Origin of the sequence: Antarcticirhabdus aurantiaca (assembly GCF_009765365.1) — a bacterium.
In the GTDB taxonomy this organism is placed as follows: Bacteria; Pseudomonadota; Alphaproteobacteria; order Rhizobiales; family Rhizobiaceae; genus Antarcticirhabdus; species Antarcticirhabdus aurantiaca.
The window spans coordinates 53883-71055 of record NZ_VTOM01000004.1 but is presented as its reverse complement, the minus strand read 5'-3'; the positions used below and the strand labels follow the sequence as shown (position 1 = coordinate 71055).

13 protein-coding genes are annotated in these 17173 nt (G+C 70.6%); 9 read left to right on the top strand and 4 right to left on the bottom strand.

All coding sequences use genetic code 11. The features are described 5' to 3' along the window. The first annotated feature begins 22 nt into the window (after positions 1-22). Positions 23-1249 (top strand): adenylate/guanylate cyclase domain-containing protein, encoded by a 1227-nt coding sequence (locus FZN60_RS05785; RefSeq protein ID WP_158872050.1) that lies wholly within the window; start codon positions 23-25, stop codon positions 1247-1249. A gap of 28 nt (positions 1250-1277) precedes the next feature. After that, positions 1278-1775: a class I SAM-dependent methyltransferase gene (locus tag FZN60_RS05780; RefSeq protein WP_158872048.1), complete on the top strand. Its 498-nt coding sequence runs from the start codon at positions 1278-1280 to the stop codon at positions 1773-1775. A gap of 204 nt (positions 1776-1979) precedes the next feature. Here the strand turns inward: FZN60_RS05780 and FZN60_RS05775 are convergent, their stop codons facing one another. Continuing rightward, a complete protein-coding gene (locus tag FZN60_RS05775) occupies positions 1980-3128 on the bottom strand; it encodes an adenylate/guanylate cyclase domain-containing protein (protein WP_158872046.1) in 1149 nt (382 codons plus the stop codon). A 126-nt stretch (positions 3129-3254) separates the two neighbouring features. Between FZN60_RS05775 and FZN60_RS05770 the strand changes: the two genes are divergently transcribed. The 6 genes from FZN60_RS05770 to FZN60_RS05745 all read left to right on the top strand — a co-directional run bounded on the left by FZN60_RS05770 (position 3255) and on the right by FZN60_RS05745 (position 11087). After that, entirely contained in the window at positions 3255-4040 is a 786-nt protein-coding gene (locus FZN60_RS05770; protein ID WP_158872044.1) for a polysaccharide deacetylase family protein, read from the top strand. Then, complete coding sequence (locus FZN60_RS05765; RefSeq protein WP_158872042.1) at positions 4037-4897, top strand: GNAT family N-acetyltransferase; 861 nt, start codon at positions 4037-4039, stop codon at positions 4895-4897. Before FZN60_RS05770 ends, FZN60_RS05765 begins: the two co-directional genes overlap by 4 nt. Positions 4898-4982: 85 nt before the next feature. Continuing rightward, the gene (locus tag FZN60_RS05760; protein WP_158872040.1) at positions 4983-6923 is read left to right on the top strand and encodes a dipeptide ABC transporter ATP-binding protein; all 1941 of its coding nucleotides are present in this window, start codon (positions 4983-4985) and stop codon (positions 6921-6923) included. Next, the gene (locus tag FZN60_RS05755) at positions 6920-8917 is read left to right on the top strand and encodes an ABC transporter substrate-binding protein (protein ID WP_199266495.1); all 1998 of its coding nucleotides are present in this window, start codon (positions 6920-6922) and stop codon (positions 8915-8917) included. Before FZN60_RS05760 ends, FZN60_RS05755 begins: the two co-directional genes overlap by 4 nt. Beyond that, complete coding sequence (locus FZN60_RS05750; protein ID WP_255475887.1) at positions 8914-9921, top strand: ABC transporter permease; 1008 nt, start codon at positions 8914-8916, stop codon at positions 9919-9921. The genes FZN60_RS05755 and FZN60_RS05750 overlap by 4 nt, the downstream gene beginning before the upstream one ends. Then, entirely contained in the window at positions 9918-11087 is a 1170-nt protein-coding gene (locus FZN60_RS05745) for an ABC transporter permease (protein ID WP_158872038.1), read from the top strand. Before FZN60_RS05750 ends, FZN60_RS05745 begins: the two co-directional genes overlap by 4 nt. Before the next feature lie 16 nt (positions 11088-11103). On the opposite strand, the gene FZN60_RS05740 is transcribed toward FZN60_RS05745, so the two are convergent. The 3 genes from FZN60_RS05740 to FZN60_RS05730 all read right to left on the bottom strand — a co-directional run bounded on the left by FZN60_RS05740 (position 11104) and on the right by FZN60_RS05730 (position 15682). Continuing rightward, positions 11104-12327, bottom strand: coding sequence for an adenylate/guanylate cyclase domain-containing protein (locus FZN60_RS05740; protein WP_158872036.1), 1224 nt, complete (start codon positions 12325-12327; stop codon positions 11104-11106). A gap of 136 nt (positions 12328-12463) precedes the next feature. Further along, positions 12464-12922: a cyclic nucleotide-binding domain-containing protein gene (locus FZN60_RS05735; protein ID WP_158872034.1), complete on the bottom strand. Its 459-nt coding sequence runs from the start codon at positions 12920-12922 to the stop codon at positions 12464-12466. Positions 12923-12976: 54 nt separating this feature from the next. Beyond that, positions 12977-15682, bottom strand: coding sequence for an ABC transporter transmembrane domain-containing protein (locus tag FZN60_RS05730; RefSeq protein ID WP_158872032.1), 2706 nt, complete (start codon positions 15680-15682; stop codon positions 12977-12979). A gap of 212 nt (positions 15683-15894) precedes the next feature. On the opposite strand from FZN60_RS05730, the gene FZN60_RS05725 reads away from it, so the two are divergent. Next, positions 15895-17160, top strand: coding sequence for a glycosyltransferase family protein (locus FZN60_RS05725; RefSeq protein ID WP_158872030.1), 1266 nt, complete (start codon positions 15895-15897; stop codon positions 17158-17160). The last annotated feature ends 13 nt before the right edge of the window (positions 17161-17173 follow it).

Below are 17173 nucleotides of genomic sequence, written 5' to 3'. Positions count from 1 at the left end.
AATCCGGACCAGGGGGACCAGGATGGATGGAGGCTCGATCTCGGGCATCGCGGCCGATCTCGCCGCGCGGGGCTTGAACGGGGCGAGCGAGGCCGAGCTCCTGTCCGCCTTCTGCTCTGCCTGCCGCGCGGCGGGCCTGCCGCTCGACCGGGCCGTGGCGGTGATCGACACGCTCCATCCCGTCCACGAGGGCCGTGCCTTTCAGTGGGACAGCGAGGCGGGCGTCCCGCCGGAATCCGAATACGGGCCGACGAACGAAGGCGAGGCGCTCGCCAGCTGGCAGCGCTCGGCCTTCTACCGTCTCTGGTCGGGGACGGACACCGAGATCCGCCGCCGCCTGGGCTTCGGCGATCCGGCCGACTTCTCGATGCTGGACAAGCTGGCCGAGGCCGGCCACACGGATTTCATCGCCCTCGGCCACCGCTTCGCGCCGGACGGCACCATCGGCGAGATGGACTCCTTCCTGTCCTACTTCGCGACCCGCCATCCCGGCGGCTTCCGCGAGGGCGACGTCGAAGCGCTGCGGGTGCTCCTGCCGACGCTGGCGCTCGCGATCAAGTGCACCGCATTGGCGCGCATCGCCCGCACCATCGCCGAGGTCTATCTCGGCGAGGACGCGGCGGGGCAGGTGCTCTCCGGCAAGATCCGGCGCGGCCAGCCCGAGCGCATCTCGGCGGTGATCTGGTTCTCCGACCTCCTCGGCTACACCAAGCTGTCGGACAGCGCAGCCCCGGACGAGGTGCTGACCCTCCTCGACGACTACGGCGAGGCCGTGATCTCGGCGGTCCACGCGGAGGGCGGCAACGTCCTCAAGCTCGTCGGCGACGGGGTTCTGGCGATCTTCAAGGCCGACGCGCCGGACGATGCGAGCTGCGCGGCGCTCAGGGCCGAGCGGCGGCTCCGCGAGCGGCTGGCCGAGCTCAACGCCTCCCGCCGCGCCGAGAACCGGCCGACCACGGACGTCTATATCGGCCTCCACATCGGCGAGGTGTTCTACGGCAATATCGGCAGCGAGCAGCGCCTGGACTTTACCGTCATCGGCCCGGCCGTCAACGAGGTCAGCCGCATCGCCTCCATGTGCCGCTCGGTCGACGTCAACGTCCTGATGTCCACCGACTTCTTCGAGGCGCTGCCGGCCGAGCGGCGGGCCTCGCTCGCCTGCGTCGGCCGCTTCGCCCTGCGCGGCGTCCAGCGCATCCAGTCGCTCCACACGCTGGAAGCGGCGCGCCTCGCCGGCTATTCCGGTTGATGCCCGCCGATGTCTCGAAGGAACCCGCATGAGCCGCCTCGACAGCTTCATCCGTCGCCTGGAAGCCCAGCGCCTCCTTCTCAACACGACGCCGGACCTCGTCGCCGGCCGCGACGGGCTCATCCTGGAACTCGGCCTCGGCAACGGGCGGACCTGGGACCACCTGCGCGAGATCCATGGCGGGCGCCGCATCGTCGTCTTCGAGCGCCGGCCGAGCCTGCCGCCGCACCGGCTGCCGGCGGCAAGCGACCTCGTCGTCGGCGATCTCGGCGAAACGCTGGAGCCCTTCGCCGCGCGCGCCGGCGAGCCGATCCTCCTCGTCCACAGCGATCTCGGCTGCGGCGACCCGGCCATCGACGCGGCGCTCGGCGCCTGGCTCGGGCCCGTGCTCGCGCGGATCGTCGCGCCCGGCGGGCACGTCATCTCCGACCAGCCCCTCGCGACGCCGGGGCTCGATCCCCTGGAACTGCCGGAGGGCATCGGGCAGGGACGCTACCACCTTTATCGCCGCGCGGCGGCCGTTTAGAGCGTCTAACAGAACCTCGCGGGGTCGGTCTGGCGGGCCTTCGCCGCCACCACGTCCTCTCCACGGGGCGAGCCACGCGTCTCGCCCGTCCTTCGGACCTCGCCTATGCGCTGCATAGGCTGCGCTCGGCTCCTAGCGGTGACGTCAAATCCCTCGCCAGCCCTCCGCCCGGTGGTTCTGTTAGACGCTCTTAGGCTCGCCCGGTCATCCGCGATCGGCGAGGCCGTCGATCTCGAAAGCCGCAATGGGGCGCGCGAAGCCCTTGAGCGACAGGGCGCCGGCCGGGCGCGCGCCAAGGCCCGGCCCGGCGAGACGGCAGACCGCCTCGTCGGTCACGATCCGTCCGGCTTCGGCCCTCTCGCAGAGGCGCGCGGCGAGGTTCGGCACCGAGCCGATCACCGAATATTCCAGCCGGTTCTCGAAGCCGACGCTGCCGATCGTCGCCTCGCCCGTCGCGATGCCGATCCCGAGGCCGAGCGCGTGGCCCTCCGCCGCCCAGCCGCGGGCGAGCCCCGCCACCCGCTCGCGCAGCGCCAGCGCCAGCCGCACGCCCCGCAGCACGTGGTCGGCCTGGGGCAGGGGGTCGTTGAAGAGCACCAGGACGCCGTCCCCGACGAAGCGCTCGAGTGTTCCGTCGAGCGCGGCCGCCAGCTCGCCCACCGCGGCGTGGTAGGCGCGCAGCACCGCCATGACCGCGTCGGGCGGCGCCGCTTCCACGAAGGCGGTGAAGCCGCGAAGGTCGGCGAAGACCACGGTGACCGGCCCACGATGCGAGGCCAGCGGATCGCGGGCCCCGCCCTGGCCGGAGGCGAGGATCTCGGCGACCTGCGGCGGCAGGAAGCGGCGGAAGCGCTCGATGCGAGCGATGGTCGCGACCTGCTCGACGACGCGCTCCTCCAGCCGCGCGCTCCACTTCGCCAGCTCCTCGGTCTGTGTTTCCAGCGCCCGGGCCTGGCGCTGCGCCGTGTCGTGGAGTCCTTTCAGGCGGAGCATGGCGCGCACCCGCGCCATCAGCGCCGCGGCGTCGACGGGCTTGCCGAGATAATCGTCGGCGCCGGCGTCCAGGCCCTCGACGATGCTCCGCGGCTCGGCTCGGCCGGTCACCATGATGACCGGCGTGAAGGGCAGGCTCGCATCCGCCTTGATGGCCCGCACCACCTCGACGCCGGTGAGGCCGGGCAGGGCGTTGTCGAGGAGGACGAGGTCGGGCAGAAGCGCCCGGACCTTGTCGAGGGTCGCCGGTCCCGTGTCCGCGGTCGCCACGGCGTAGCCCGCGCCCGAGAGCTGGGCAGCGAGGGTGTCCAAGGTGTCCGGCTCGTCGTCGACCGCGAGGATGAGGGGTGGATTGCGCATGGGAGGGTTCCCCGGTCGTGCGTGACGCCTGGACCCCATGCTAGATCCCGGCTACGACCGGCGCCATGCAGGTTTGGACGGCAGGCGCGACGGGACGGATCGGGCGAAGGCGGCGGAGCCGCTCGCATGGCTGAAGCATCCGCCGAAACGACGCTTCGAAACGAACTCGACGCCTTCGCGCGCGCGGGGCGCCGCGTCCCGCTCTGGTGGCGCGACGACGACGCGGTCGAGCCGAGCGCCGCCCTCGACCGCCTTCTCCGTATCGCCCGTCGCCGCGGCCTGCCGCTCGCGCTGGCCGTGGTTCCGCTCGGCGCCCGAGAGGGCCTTGCCGCGCGGCTCGCCGACGAGCCGGCGGTGTCCTTCCTTCAGCACGGCTCGGCGCACCGGAACCACGCGGCGCCGGGCGGGCGGGCGGTGGAATGCGGCGGCGACCGGGCCGCGGACACGGTTCTCGCCGAGCTGAGCCGCGGCCGCGCGATCCTCGAGGACCTCTTTCCCGGGCGCTTCCTCCAGGTGATGGTGCCGCCCTGGAACCGGATCGAGCCGCGGATCGCCGACCGGCTGGCTGGGGAGGGCTGGCGCGGCCTCAGCACCTTCGGGCCGGTGGCCGAACCCCGCGACGACGGCCTCGCCGAGGTCAACGCCCATCTCGACATCCTGCGCTGGAAGGGCGGCGCGCACTTCGCCGGGCGCGACAAGCTCCTCCTCGACATGGCCGGCCAGCTCGCCGAGCGGCGAGCTGGCCGTTCGGACGAGCCCTTCGGCGTCCTGACACACCACCTCGACCACGACGAGGAGAGCTGGGCCTTCCTGGACGAGCTCCTCGGCCTCCTGGCGGCGCACCCGGCCGCGCGCTGGATCGGTGCGGCGAAGGCTTTCGGCCTGCCGGGCGTCGAGGAGGCGGGGCGATGAACCCGATCGTGCGGCCCGCGGGCGAGGCGGACATCGACGCGGTCGTTGAGCTCCTCCACACCCGCATGAACCCGAAGATCCCGCGCGCGCGCTGGCGGCGCATCCTCGACTATCCCTGGCGCCCGCCGGACGTCGAGCGCGGCTGGCTCGTCGAGGCGGAGGGCGAGGTCGTCGGCTTCATGGCGACGATCTACAGCGACCGGCCGACGCCGCTCGGCATCCGGCGCTTCTGCGACCTCGGCTCCTGGTACCTCCTGCGCGAGCATCGCGGCAGCGGCGTCGGCGACGCGCTGCTGCGCGCCGGCATGGCCCGGCCGGATGTCACCTACGCCACCATGACCGCGCGGGCGGCGACGGGCCGCAAGATCCGCGCCCTCGGCTTCCAGGTCCTCGACGACACCCGCAGCCTGTTCGAGCCCCGCCCGGGCGCGGCGTCCGGACTGACGGTCGAGCCGGCGACTCTGCAAGCCGTCGCCGTGATCGGGCCGGAGGCGGAGCGCATCGTCGCCGATCACGAAGGCCTGCCGGTCTCCCACGCGATCCTGCGGGAGGGCGACAAGGCCGTGCATCTCGCCTACCACGTCAAGCTCAAGGGCGAGGACATCGCTTATTGCGAAGTCCTCCACGTCGGCGATCCCGGTTTCCTCGCGCCCCGCGCGCAAGCCCTGGCCGACCGCCTCGCCCGGCCGGAGCGCGGCGTCCTGGCCGTCGACGCGCGCTTCATGCAGGGCGCCGTTGACAAGGGCCGGATCGAAGCGCTTCCCTTGGCGCGCTGGTTTCGTTCGCCGGACGTGGATCCGATCGCGGTCGACCATCTTTACTCCGAGATCGTGCTCCTCGACCTCAAGCTCCCATGACCTCGCCGCCGCCGCTTTCTTCAACCTGTCCGACGAAGCGGCGCGCGCGGCGGCCGGAGCCCCGCTCATCCTCCCGGTGCGGGCGATGAGCGACCTCCTCAGCGTCGAGGACCTGACGGTCGAGTTCTGGACCCCGGCCGGCACCATCCGGGCGGTCAACAAGCTGTCCTTCCGCATCCGCCGCGGCGAGGTCGTGGCGCTCGTCGGCGAATCGGGCTCGGGCAAGTCGGCGACGGGCCTTGCGCTTCTCGGTCTTCTGCCGCGCGTCGCCAAGATCCTGAGCGGGCGCATGCTGTTCCGGGACGGGGACGCGCCGCCGGTCGACCTCGCGAGCCTGCCGCCCCGCTCGCGGGCCTTCCGGGCTATCCGCGGCGACCGGATCTCCATGATCTTCCAGGAGCCGACGGTCGCCCTGTCGCCGCTCCACACCATCGGCAACCAGATCGGCGAGGCCCTGCGCCTCCACCGCGACGTCGACCGGGGGCAAGCGCATCGCGAGGTCGTCGCGGCGCTGGAGGCTGTGGGCTTCACGCGGCCCGAAGAGGCCGCGCACAAGTACCCGTTCGAGCTGTCCGGCGGCCTCAACCAGCGCGCGATGATCGCCATGGCGACCATCTGCCGGCCTGCCCTCCTGATCGCCGACGAGCCGACGACCGCGCTCGACGTCACGGTCCAGGCCGAGGTGATGCGCCTCCTCATGGATCTGAAGGAGCGCCACGGAACCGCGATCCTGCTCGTCGCCCACGACCTCGGCGTCGTCGCCAACATGGCCGACGAGATGGTGGTGATGCACCATGGCGAGGCCATGGAGCGGGGCACGGTCCGCGATCTCTTCCACGACCCGCGCCACCCCTATCTCAAGGGCCTGATCGGCGCCGTCCCGCGCCTCGGCATGGATCGGGCAACGCGCCTCCGGCCCTTGCGCGAGATTCCGGTCCCGCCGGTCCGCTCGCAGGCCCGTCCCGCGGCCGAGGCCGGGCGTCCGCTGCTGCGCGTCGACGACGTGTCCAAGGTCTTCCACCCGCGCCCCGGCGCCATGCTCGCGGCGACCCCGCGCGCCTCCACCTATGCCGTGCGGAACGTGTCCTTCGAGATCCGGCGCGGCGAATGCCTCGGCCTCGTCGGCGAGAGCGGCTGCGGGAAGACCACGCTGTCGAAGATCGTCGCCCGCTCGGAGAATGCCGACGAGGGCCGCATCGAGATGTTCGACGCTGACGGCGCCGGAACGAACGTCCTCGGCCTGACGGGCGAGGCGCTGCGCCGCTGGCGCCGGCGCGTGCAGTACGTCTTCCAGAATCCCTATTCCGCGCTCAACCCGCGCATGACGGTCGGCGGCATCGTCGCAGAGCCCCTGCTCGTCCACGGCATCGGCGACGAGCGCTCGCGAAAGGCCCGGGTGAAGGAGCTGATCCGCCTCGTCGGTCTCGACGAGAGCCACCTCAACCGCCATCCCAACAGCTTCTCCGGCGGGCAGCGCCAGCGCATCGGCATCGCGCGGGCGCTCGCCCTCGAACCCGAGCTCATCGTCTTCGACGAGCCGGTCTCGGCCCTCGACGTCTCGGTCCAGGCCCAGATCCTGAACCTCGTGCGCGACCTGAAGGACAGGCTCGGCCTCACCTGCCTGTTCATCTCGCACAACCTCGCGGTGGTCGACTACCTCGCCGACCGCATCATGGTCATGGCGGCCGGGCGTCTCGTCGAGATCGCGCCGCGCGAGGTCCTGTTCCGCGAGCCGCGCCACCCCTATACGCGCGCCCTGATCGCCGCGATCCCCGAGCCCGACCCGGACAATCGGCTCGACCTGTCGAAGCTTTCCGCCGGCCGTCGTTCCGACCCGGCGACCTGGCCCTGGCCCTATGGCGGCGGGGAGGGGGGCGCCGAGCCGGGCTTGATCGAGGTCGCGCCGGAGCATTTCGTGCGAAGCTTCGTTGCCGGAACGCCGGACGAGCCGAGAAGCGCGCGGCACGCGCCCGCGACGAGCGAGGGGCGCGTGCTGGAGCCGGCGGGCGCAGGAGGTGAGGCATGAGCATGACGCCGGGCGACGTGCGATCCGACCAGGCCGAGCGCGGCCGGCTCACGATTGCCGCCGCCGTTGTTCTCGCCGTTCTCGCCTGGCTGTGCGCCGCCCTGCCGGCGGGGGCTCAGGCTCAGGCTCAGGCCGAGCCGCCGATCCTGGCGCAGAGCGTCGCGGAGGGGCGGCTGCCGCCGATGCGCGAGCGCCTGCCGTCCGAGCCGCTGGTGACGGACCTCGCCGCCATGGACCGGGAGCCCGGAGTCTACGGCGGCACGCTGCGCATCCTGGAGGCGCAGGCGCGCGACACGCGGCGCATGGTGGTCTTCGGCTATGCGCGCCTTGCCGGCACCGTGCCGGACGGCAGCATCCAGCCCGACATCGCCCGGGCAATCGACGTCGAGGAGGGGCGGCGCTTCACCATCCACCTGCGCGCCGGCCACCGCTGGTCGGACGGCGAGCCCTTCACGGCGGAGGACTTCCGCTATTACTGGGAAGACGTCGTCAACGATCCCAAGCTCGGCAAGAACGGTCTGCCGCGCGAGCTTCTCGTCGACGGCAAGGGCCCGACCGTCACCTTCCTCGATCCGCTCACCATCCGCTACGAATGGGGCAAGCCGAACCCCCTGTTCCTGCCGGCCATGGCCGGCTCGCTGCCGCTCGAGATCTTCCGGCCCGCTCATTACCTGAAGCGCTTCCACGCAAAATACGCCGATCCGGCCGAGCTGGAGCGCCTCGTCGCCGAGGCCGGCCAGCGCAACTGGGTGGCGCTGCACTTCAAGCTCGACCAGTCCTACAAGAACACCAATCCGGAGCTGCCCTCGCTCCAGCCCTGGGTGCTCGCGACCGAGCCGCCGGCGGACCGCTACGTCTTCCGCCGCAACCCCTACTTCCACCGCGTCGACGCCGCCGGCCGGCAGCTGCCCTATATCGACGAGGTGGCGATGACGATCGCGGGCGCCGGGCTCATCCCCGCCAAGGTCGCCGGCGGCGAGGCCGACCTCCAGGCGAACTTCCTCAACTTCGGCAACTACGCCTTCATCAAGCGCGCCGCCGAGCGGCAGGACTACGAGGTCCGCCGTTGGCGCTCGGGCCGCGGATCGCGCGTCGCGCTCTATCCGAACCTCACCGTCGCCGATCCCGCCTGGCGCGCGATCCTGCGCGACGTGCGCTTCCGCCGCGCGCTCTCGCTGGCGATCAACCGCGAGGACATCAACCAGGTCGTCTATTACGGCCTCGCGCGACCCTCCAACGACACGGTCCTGGCCGGCACGCGGCTCTTCGAACCGGACCTTGCCACGCGCTGGGCCGGACACGATCCCGCCGCGGCCGACGCCCTCCTCGACGCGATGGGCCTCGGGACGCGCAACGGCGCCGGCATCCGCCTGCGCCCCGACGGCGAGCCGGTGACGATCGTCCTGGAAACGGCCGGCGAGGAGGCCGAGCAGAGCGACGTCCTGCAGCTCGTGACGGAGGACCTCGCCCGCGTCGGGATCGGCCTCATCGTCAAGCCGGTCGAGCGCGACACGCTGGAGCGCCGCCTCGCCGCGGGCTCGACGGTCATGGCCGTCGCGCCGGGCCTCGAAAACGGCGCGCCGGTGCCCTCCGACGCGCCGGACGAGCTGGCGCCGACCACCTCCGCCCAGTTCCAGTGGCCGGATTGGGGCCTCAACTTCGAGAGCGCCGGCCGCCTCGGCTCGGCCCCGGACCTGCCCTTCGCCGCCGAGCTCGTTCGGCTCGCGACGGCGTGGCGGGCAACGATCGACCCGGACGGACAGGCGGAGATCTGGCGGCGCATGCTCGAGATCAACGCCGACGAGATGGTCCGCATCGGCCTCGTCGCCGACGTCGACCAGGTGGTGGTGGTCTCGAACGCCTTGCGCAACGTGCCGGAAACCGCCCTTTTCAACTTCAATCCCGGCGCCTTCTTCGGCATGCACCGCCCCGACACCTTCTTCTTCGCGCCAGCCGACCAGGTGGCGGCGCGTGCGCCCGAGGCGCGGCCGTGAACTTCGCGCGCTTCCTCGGCCGCCGCTTCCTCACCATGGCGGTGACGCTTCTGGTCATCAGCCTTCTCGTCTTCATCATCATCCAGCTGCCGCCGGGCGACTACCTTTCCAGCTACATCGCGGAGCTGCGGGCCGAGGGCGACACGAACTTCGAGGAGAAGGTCGCCTTCCTGCGCGAGCTCTACGGCCTTGATCAGCCGCTGCCGGTGCAGTACCTGCAATGGGTCGGCGGCTTCTTCCGCGGCGATTTCGGCTATTCCTTCGAATACGGGCTGCCGGTCGCGGACGTCGTCGGGGACCGCCTGTTCCTGACGCTCCTCCTGAACTTCGCGACCGTTCTCTTCATCTACCTCGTCTCCTTTCCCGTCGGCCTCTACGTCGCCTCGCGCCAGTACGGCCTCGTCGATTACGGGCTGACCTTCCTCAGCTATCTCGGCCTCGCGATTCCCAACTTCCTCCTGGCGCTGATCCTCCTCTACGGCGCCAACGTCTTCTTCGGCGTCTCGATCGGCGGCCTGATGGACCCGGCCCTCGCGGACGAGCCCTGGAGCGGCGCCAAGGTCGCCTCGCTCCTCGCCCACCTCGTCGTGCCCGTCGTCGTCATCGGCATGTCCAGCACGGCCGCGATGATCCAGCGCGTGCGGGCGAACCTCCTCGACGAGCTCGGGCGCCCCTATGTCGTCGCGGCGCGCGCGCGCGGCGTGCCGGAGCGGCGCATCCTCCTGAAATACGCGCTGCGCTCGGCGATGAACCCCTTCGTGTCCGACATCGGCGATCTCCTTCCCAGCATCGTGTCGGGCTCGGTGATCGTGTCGGTCGTCATGTCGCTCCCCACCACCGGGCCGATGCTCCTGTCCTCGCTGCGCAGCCAGGACATGTATCTCGCGGGCTCGTTCCTGATGTTTCTCGCGATCCTGACGGTGATCGGCATGCTGGTCTCCGACATCCTCCTCGCGCTGGTCGATCCGCGCGTGCGCCTGTCGGGCGGAAAGCGGCGGCGATGAGCGCTCCGCTGGAGCACTGGGTCTCGACCGCGCCCTTCGATCCCGAGCGCACCACGAGCCTCCATTCCAAGCTCTCGGCCGAGCTCCTCGCCGCCTCGCAGGCACGGCTCTTCTGGTGGCGGCTGAAGCGGCACCGCATGGCGGTGCTCTCGCTCGTGGTCCTCGGGCTCGCCTATCTCGTCGCCGCCTTTGCCGAGTTCGTCGCGCCTTACGGCCTCTCCACCCGCGACACGCAACACATCTTCATGCCGCCTCAACGGCTCCACCTCGTCCACGACGGAGCCTTCGTCGGGCCCTTCGTCTACCCCATGGAGGGGACGCTCGACCTCGACACGCTGGAGCGGCAGTACGCCGAGGTGCGGACCGAGCCCCAGCCGATCCGCTTCCTGTGCCGGGGGGAGCCTTATCGCTTCTGGGGCATGGTCGAGGCCGACCTCCACCTCGTCTGCCCGCAGCCGGGCGGCACGCTGTTCCTGCTCGGCACCGACCGGCTCGGGCGCGACATGCTTTCGCGCCTGATCTATGGGGCGCGCATCTCGCTCACCATCGGCCTCGTCGGCGTCGGGCTGTCGCTGGTGCTGGCGCTCGTCTTCGGCGGGCTTGCCGGGTATCTCGGCGGGCGCACGGACTACTGGGTCCAGCGCGTGACGGAGGTCTTGCGCTCGCTGCCGCAGCTGCCGCTCTGGCTGGCGCTGGCGGCGGTGCTTCCCGCGACGCTCGACCCGCTCTTCGTCTACTTCGGCATCACGCTGATCCTGGCGCTCCTCGACTGGCCCTCGCTCGCGCGGGCCGTGCGCTCCAAGCTCTTCTCGCTGCGCGAGGAGGACTTCACGGCCGCCGCCGAGATGATGGGCGCGCGGCCGTCCCGCATCATCACGCGTCATCTCCTGCCGAACTTCGCCAGCCACATCATCGCCTCGGTCACGCTGTCGATCCCCGCCATGATCCTCGCCGAAACGGCGCTGAGCTTCCTGGGCCTCGGCCTTCGCCCGCCGATCACCAGCTGGGGCGTCCTCCTGACGGAAGCGCAGAACATCGAGGCGGTGGCGCTCTATCCCTGGCTGCTCCTGCCGATGGTGCCGGTGGTGGTCAGCGTCCTCGCCTTCTCCTTCCTCGGCGACGGTCTGCGCGACGCGGCCGATCCCTTCGCCGCGACCGCGGGATAGGGAGCAAGGCTCGGCGTCAGGTATCCGAGCGCAGGCCGAAGAGCTCCATCGGCTGCGCCATGCCGCGCAGGAGGTGCGGCCCGACGGAATGCCATTCCTCCGGCGTCAGCGAGGCGACGGCGTCGGAGGCGAGGATCGTCGCCGGCAGCACCTTGGTCATCTGCTCGATGCGCGTCACCTCGTTGACGGTCGAGCCCACCACCGAGAAGGTCAGGCGCTGGGCGAGGCCGATATTGCCGAAGCGCACGTCGCCGATGTGGAGCGCGATGCCGAAGCGGATCGCCGGCTCGCGCGCTCCCGAGCGCCGGGCGTTCAGCTGCTCGGCGGCGGCGCGCGCGGCCGCCGCCGCCCCGATGGCGGCGCGGGCCGTGCGCCCCGCGGCCTCCTCGTCCTCGGCATCGATCGGGAAGATCACGAGAACGGCGTCGCCGATGAAGGTGAGGATCTCGCCGCCCGCATCGACCGCCGGCCGCCCGACGCATTCGAAGTAGGCGTTGAGGAGGTTGAGGTAGTCGCTCTCGTCGAGGGTTTCGGAGAAGAAGGTCGAGTTGCGCAGGTCCGAATACCAGACGAGGGCGCGGGTGCGCGTGCCCGCTCCCAGCATGATCCGCCCGCCCAGCACCTCGCGCGCCACCGTCGGCCCGAGATAGGCGTCGGTGACGTTGATCATCAGCCGCGGATAGATCGCCGACTTGCAGGCGAGGCCGAGCGGGCGGAGGAGGTGCTGCAGCGTGTCGAGGTCCGCCGCGTCGAAGCCGCCCGGCCGGCGGCTGGCGAAGGTGACGTAGATCCCGAAGTTCTCGTTGCGCCAGCGGAAGCGCGAATGGCGGGGGAAGGTCGAGAGGTAGTACGCGACGAAGTCCGTATAGCCCTGCTCCTTCAGCTCCTGGAGGAGCGGAAAGCCGTCCGGCGCGAGGTCTTCCTCCAGCCGCTGGCGCAGCGAGGACACGTCGTTGTCGATCAGCCACTTGATCGGGCTGCGGCGCCATTCCTCGCTGTCGACGTCCTGGTGGGGAAAGCTGCCGACCTCGATGCCGTCCTCGATGCGCCAGCGCACGCTTTCGGCCTCGAACAGGGGATGGAGCGTCGGCCAGGACAGGCGCGAGCGGTCGACGGGAATGCCGAGGCGGATCAGGCGCTCGCAGAGCCCGGCCAGGAGGTCGCCGATGTCGCTCTCGTGGAGCGCCTCGTCGACCAGCCATTCGGACACCGCCAGAACGTCTTTCGATTCGAGCCCCATGATCCCGTCCGTTTCCTTGGCGATGCCGACGACTTGCGGGCGCCGGGCGCGCGTGTCCCGGTCGCGACGGTGTGGCGTGCCGGAGATCCGGGGCCGAAACAAGGTGGCGCGGACGCGGCGCTTGTCGTGGGCGGCGTCAGCTCTCCGCTTCGGCGCGCTGGCGGGCGAGCTCGGCCGTGGTGCGGTTCAGCCGCATGGCGATCTCGCGCAGCATCACCAGCGACATGGAGGGAAAGTGCTGGAGATGCTCGATGAGGCACTCCTTGCCGATCCGCAGCGTCTTCAGGTCCGACATGGCCCGCACCGTCGCCGAGCGCGGCACGTCGGCGAGGACGCCGATCTCGCCGACGAAGTCGGTCTCGCCGAGCCGGGCGATCTCGATCGCGCCGGCGGGGGTGTCGATCTCCACCGCCGCTTCGCCGGCGAGGATCACATAGGCGCTGTCGCTCGGGCTGCCCTGGCGAAAGATCACCTCCTGCGGCCGGAAGCGCATGGCGCTGGCGGTGAAGGCCAGGAGCTTCAGCTTCGGCGGGTCGAGACCCTGGAACAGGGGGACGCGGCGCAGCACTTCGACTTCAGTGGCGAGATGGCTCATAGACCTCTGTCTCCATCCGGTTCCGGCTCGCGGGATTCTCGGCTTTCCATCGGTTCAGGCGACCTGCGCTGGACGCTCGTCGGCGAGCGGCTCGGCGGCCGGCTCCTCGACGGTCCGTCCGTTGCGGAACCGGACGGTCCGGTCGAAGAGCGCCGCGTGATCCGAAACGTTAACGACCCAGAACGTTCCGAAGGGGCGTTTGGCCTCGCGGGCGCGCTCCAGCGTCGCCGCGATGATCTGGCCCTGCGTTTCCGCGTCGAGAACGGACAGGCTGCGATTGGCGATTAGATAGTCAGGCGACTTGAGGATCGCACGGGCAAGGCTCAGCTTCTGCTGCTGGCCGAGCGACAGGCGCTTGGCGCCCGAGCCGATCTCGAAGGACAGGCCGGCCTTCTGGACGAGCTCCGACAGGCCGAGCTCGTCGAGCGTCTGGAGGAGGCGCTCCTCCACCCGCTCGGTCGCGCCGGCGAACTCCTCCGAGATGCGGCCGAACAGGACGTTGTCCTGGATCGTGGCGAAGGGGTTGAAGGCGCCGCCCTCGTAGAAGGCGACGGCGCTCGTCACGTCCGGCGTGGCGTTTCTCTGGAAGAGCCGGCGCGCCTCGATGATGCGCGCCTGAAGCGCGGCGTCGACGAGGCCGAGCCGGTGGCGCGGCTCGATGTAGTTGAGCGCGAGGCGGAACAGGGCGACGCGGTCGGCTTCCGCCATCTCGGTAAGTGCGCGCCCCTCCGTGCGCATCAGGATCTGGCGGTAGTCGTCGAGCTCGTCGGAGCGCATGATGACGATCCGGCGCAGGAGCGGGCTGCCCGGCTCGAGGTCGCCGAAGATGTCGATCATCGTTTCCGCGATCTCGCGGCCGATGGCGAAGAGCGGCTCGCGAAGGCCGGCCTCGCCGATCACCGCCCGGGCGTGCCCGCCCATCAGCGTCCAGGCCGCTTCCATGTCGCCCATGCGCGACACGCCGAAGACGATGTTCTCCAGGATGCTGGCGTTCACCAGGAAGCGGTCGGGATCGAAGGGCTCGACGTAGCCCTCCATCCCTTCGCGGGCGAGAAGGCTTCGGAAGGCCCGCCGCGCCCGAAGGATCGGGTCGGCGACGCGCGACTGGTACTCGGTGGGAATGCGCGTGCGAAGGCCGAAGCGCTGGACGTCGCTGTCCAGCTGCACGATCCGCAACACCGCGGCGATCTCGCGCCCCAGCGCCTGCTCCGTCGCCGCGCCGACCGCGTCGTAGTCGATCCAGTCGTCGCGGGGGTCGAGCGTGGAGTTGCCGGAAACTTCCGTTTCCATCCGCGCGAGCCGTTCCCGCCGGCTCGCCTCGCGGCTCTCGGTGCGCGTCGGATAGCGCTTGAGCGGGTAGAGGAGGGCATCGCGCAAGGTGGACTGGGGATAGAAGGGGGCGGCGTCGGTGTAGGCGAGCCGCCGCCCGGTGACGGACTCGGGATAGCCCGACAGCGGCTGCCCGGCGAGGCGGACCTCGCCGCCGCTGGGGAGGCTGAGGCGCGCGAGGATCTCGGCGAGGTACTCGGCGCCCTGGCCGACCGCGCCGACGGCCGCGACCCTCTGCCCGAGCGGCAGGATGAGCGAGACGCCGTCGAGGAGCTGCGAGCCGAGCTCGTCGGCGAGCGACACGTCGTTCAGGTCGAAGTCGCCGGTCAGGCGCGGCACCGGCCCGGCGGTCGGCGCCTGGAGCGTTTCGGGCGCGATGTCGGCGACGTCGAACTGCTGGACGACCTGGTCGTACTTCACCGCGACGTCGAGCCGGGCGAGGTCCCAGTCGATGAGGTCCTTCAAGGGCGCGGGCAGCTCGCGATAGGCGGCGATGACGGCGACGAGCTGACCGATGTCGAGGCTGCCGCGGATGGCGAAGTAGCCGCCGAACATGTAAAAGATGAAGGGCGTCGCCTGCGACAGGAAGTTGTTGAGAAACTTGACGAAAAACTTCCAGCGGTAAATGTCGAAGCGGATCAGGAAGATCGTGCCGAGCTCCTTGGAGATGCTGGCGCGCTCGTAGTTCGACGTGTCGTTGGTGTGGACGCTGGTGATGCCGTCGATGATCTCGCCGATGCGGCCCGACAGGTGGCGCGCCGTCAGCTGGCGCTGGCGTCCGAGCACCAGGAGGCGCTGGCGCATCTTCGGGATCACCACCGCCTGGACCAGCGTGACGCCGAGCGCCACGAGCCCGAGCGGCACGCTCTGGACGAAGATGAAGATCATCGCCGTCAGCACCTGGCTCATCAGGTAGAGCGGCTGGACGATGGCGTCGCCGATGAAGCCGCCGACCGGCTCCAGCTCGTCCTTGATCATGCTCGCCACCTCGGGCGAGCGCAGCGAGCGGAACTGCTTCTGGGGGAAGCGAAGGAGGCGGTCCACCATCTCGAAGCGCAGGCGCCGCAGCATGCGCTCGCCGAGCCGGCCCTTGTAGATGTTGAGATAGAACTTGAACCCGCCGTTGAGGACGACGAGCGCCAGGAACAGGCTGGACAGGGCGAACAGCGCTTCCATCCGGTCGAGCTGGAAGCCGCCGAAGAGCTCGACGCCCTCGCCGCCGGTCAGGAAGCCGGGCAGCGCGAGGCGCAGGACCGCCAGGGTCGCATCGGCGTTCTCGAATCCCTCGCCCTGGATCGGGCCGTTGATGATCTGCTTGGGCAGGTCGAGCGAGACGTAGAGCGTCGGGATCGAGGCCAGAACCACGCACAGCATCCAGATCTGCTGGCGGCGGGTATGGCGCCAGACATATCTGTAGATCGGTTCGGCCATGGTCTCGCTTCGTTATGCTGTCAAACGGCGGGCAGGGGCATGACACGCCCGCCCGATCGAGGCCCCAAGGCCTATCACGGCTGAACGGTCCGGCGCGAGCCGGCCGGCTTGTCTGCGAGCCTGCCTCGGCATAAGCCTGTCCTTCGGGACCCGATCAGCCGCCGGGCCGCGTCCGGCGGACTCGGCGGCGGGGCCTCATAGGGGCATGAGCCATGTTGCACCACCCGACCCCGGGCGACCACCCCTTTCGCGCGCGTGGGCTCCGCGTTCTGATCTATAGCCACGACACCTTCGGTCTCGGACACCTGCGGCGCTGCCGGGCGATCGCCAACCGGCTGGTGACGGCCCACGAAGGCGCCTCGGTGGTGATCATCTCCGGCTCGCCGATCATCGGGCAGTTCGAGTTCGCCGACGGCGTCGACTACGTCCGGCTGCCGGGGGTGGTGAAGCTGCCGAACGGCGACTACACGACGTCGAGCCTGCGCCTGCCGCTGGACGAGACGGTCGCCATGCGCCAGGCGATCCTCCTGGAAACGGCGCGGACCCTCAAGCCCGACCTCGTGATCGTCGACAAGGAGCCGACCGGCTTTCGCGGCGAGATCCTGCCGGCCCTGCGCGAGCTGCGCCGCAACGGCGCCCGGATCGTTCTGGGCGTGCGCGACGTCCTCGACGAGGACGAGGTGCTCGCCGGCGAATGGGAGCGCAAAGGCGCCGTCGACGCGCTGGTCGAGTTCTACGACGACATCTGGGTCTACGGGCTGGAACGGGTCTACCGGCCGCTGGCGGGCCTGTCCCTGCCCCCCGAAACGCGCGAGCGGATCGTCTACACGGGATATTTGCGCCGCGAGCTACCGGAAAAGCCGCAGAGCGTGCGCTACCCGAAGGTCACCCGCGAGCCCTTCGTCCTGGTCACGGCGGGCGGCGGCGGGGACGGCGAGGAGATGATCGACTGGGTCGTGTCCGCCTACGAGGCCGACCCGGGATTGTCCGTCAACGCCCTCGTGGTGTTCGGCCCCTTCGTCGAGCGCACGCGCAGAGCGGCCTTCATGGAGCGCATGGCCCAGCTTCCGCGCATCGACGCGATCACCTTCGACGCCAAGATCGAGCACCTGATGAGCCGCTCGGTCGGGGTGGTGGCGATGGGCGGCTACAACACGTTCTGCGAGATCCTGTCGCTCGACAAGCGGGCGCTGATCGTGCCGCGGCGCGTGCCCCGGCTGGAGCAGACGCTGCGCGCCCGGCAGGCCGCGCGCCTCGGCCTCGTTTCCATGCTCGACGGCGCGCTGCTGGGGCCGGGCGCGCGCCGCGATCCCATGCTCATGGCCGAGGCCATCCGCCGCCTGCCGGAGCAGCCGCTGCCCTCCAGCGTGACCCTTCCCCACCTCCTCGACGGCCTCGACAGCATCGAGGCCCTGACGCGCCGGATCACCGCCGGCGAGCGGGCCGACCGGCCCGGCGCGGCGGCTCGCCGAGCCTGACGCTTCTTTTCGG

What these genes read in the sequence shown, in the direction of transcription:
- FZN60_RS05775 (WP_158872046.1), bottom strand. Translation starts at nt 3,128, where the DNA reads ATGCGCAATCCACCCCTCATCCTCGCGGTCGACGACGAGCCGGACACC.
- FZN60_RS05735 (WP_158872034.1), bottom strand. Translation starts at nt 12,922, where the DNA reads ATGAGCCATCTCGCCACTGAAGTCGAAGTGCTGCGCCGCGTCCCCCTG.
- FZN60_RS05755 (WP_199266495.1), top strand. Translation starts at nt 6,920, where the DNA reads ATGAGCATGACGCCGGGCGACGTGCGATCCGACCAGGCCGAGCGCGGC.
- FZN60_RS05745 (WP_158872038.1), top strand. Translation starts at nt 9,918, where the DNA reads ATGAGCGCTCCGCTGGAGCACTGGGTCTCGACCGCGCCCTTCGATCCC.
- FZN60_RS05730 (WP_158872032.1), bottom strand. Translation starts at nt 15,682, where the DNA reads ATGGCCGAACCGATCTACAGATATGTCTGGCGCCATACCCGCCGCCAG.
- FZN60_RS05780 (WP_158872048.1), top strand. Translation starts at nt 1,278, where the DNA reads ATGAGCCGCCTCGACAGCTTCATCCGTCGCCTGGAAGCCCAGCGCCTC.
- FZN60_RS05725 (WP_158872030.1), top strand. Translation starts at nt 15,895, where the DNA reads ATGTTGCACCACCCGACCCCGGGCGACCACCCCTTTCGCGCGCGTGGG.
- FZN60_RS05770 (WP_158872044.1), top strand. Translation starts at nt 3,255, where the DNA reads ATGGCTGAAGCATCCGCCGAAACGACGCTTCGAAACGAACTCGACGCC.
- FZN60_RS05740 (WP_158872036.1), bottom strand. Translation starts at nt 12,327, where the DNA reads ATGGGGCTCGAATCGAAAGACGTTCTGGCGGTGTCCGAATGGCTGGTC.
- FZN60_RS05785 (WP_158872050.1), top strand. Translation starts at nt 23, where the DNA reads ATGGATGGAGGCTCGATCTCGGGCATCGCGGCCGATCTCGCCGCGCGG.
- FZN60_RS05760 (WP_158872040.1), top strand. Translation starts at nt 4,983, where the DNA reads ATGAGCGACCTCCTCAGCGTCGAGGACCTGACGGTCGAGTTCTGGACC.
- FZN60_RS05765 (WP_158872042.1), top strand. Translation starts at nt 4,037, where the DNA reads ATGAACCCGATCGTGCGGCCCGCGGGCGAGGCGGACATCGACGCGGTC.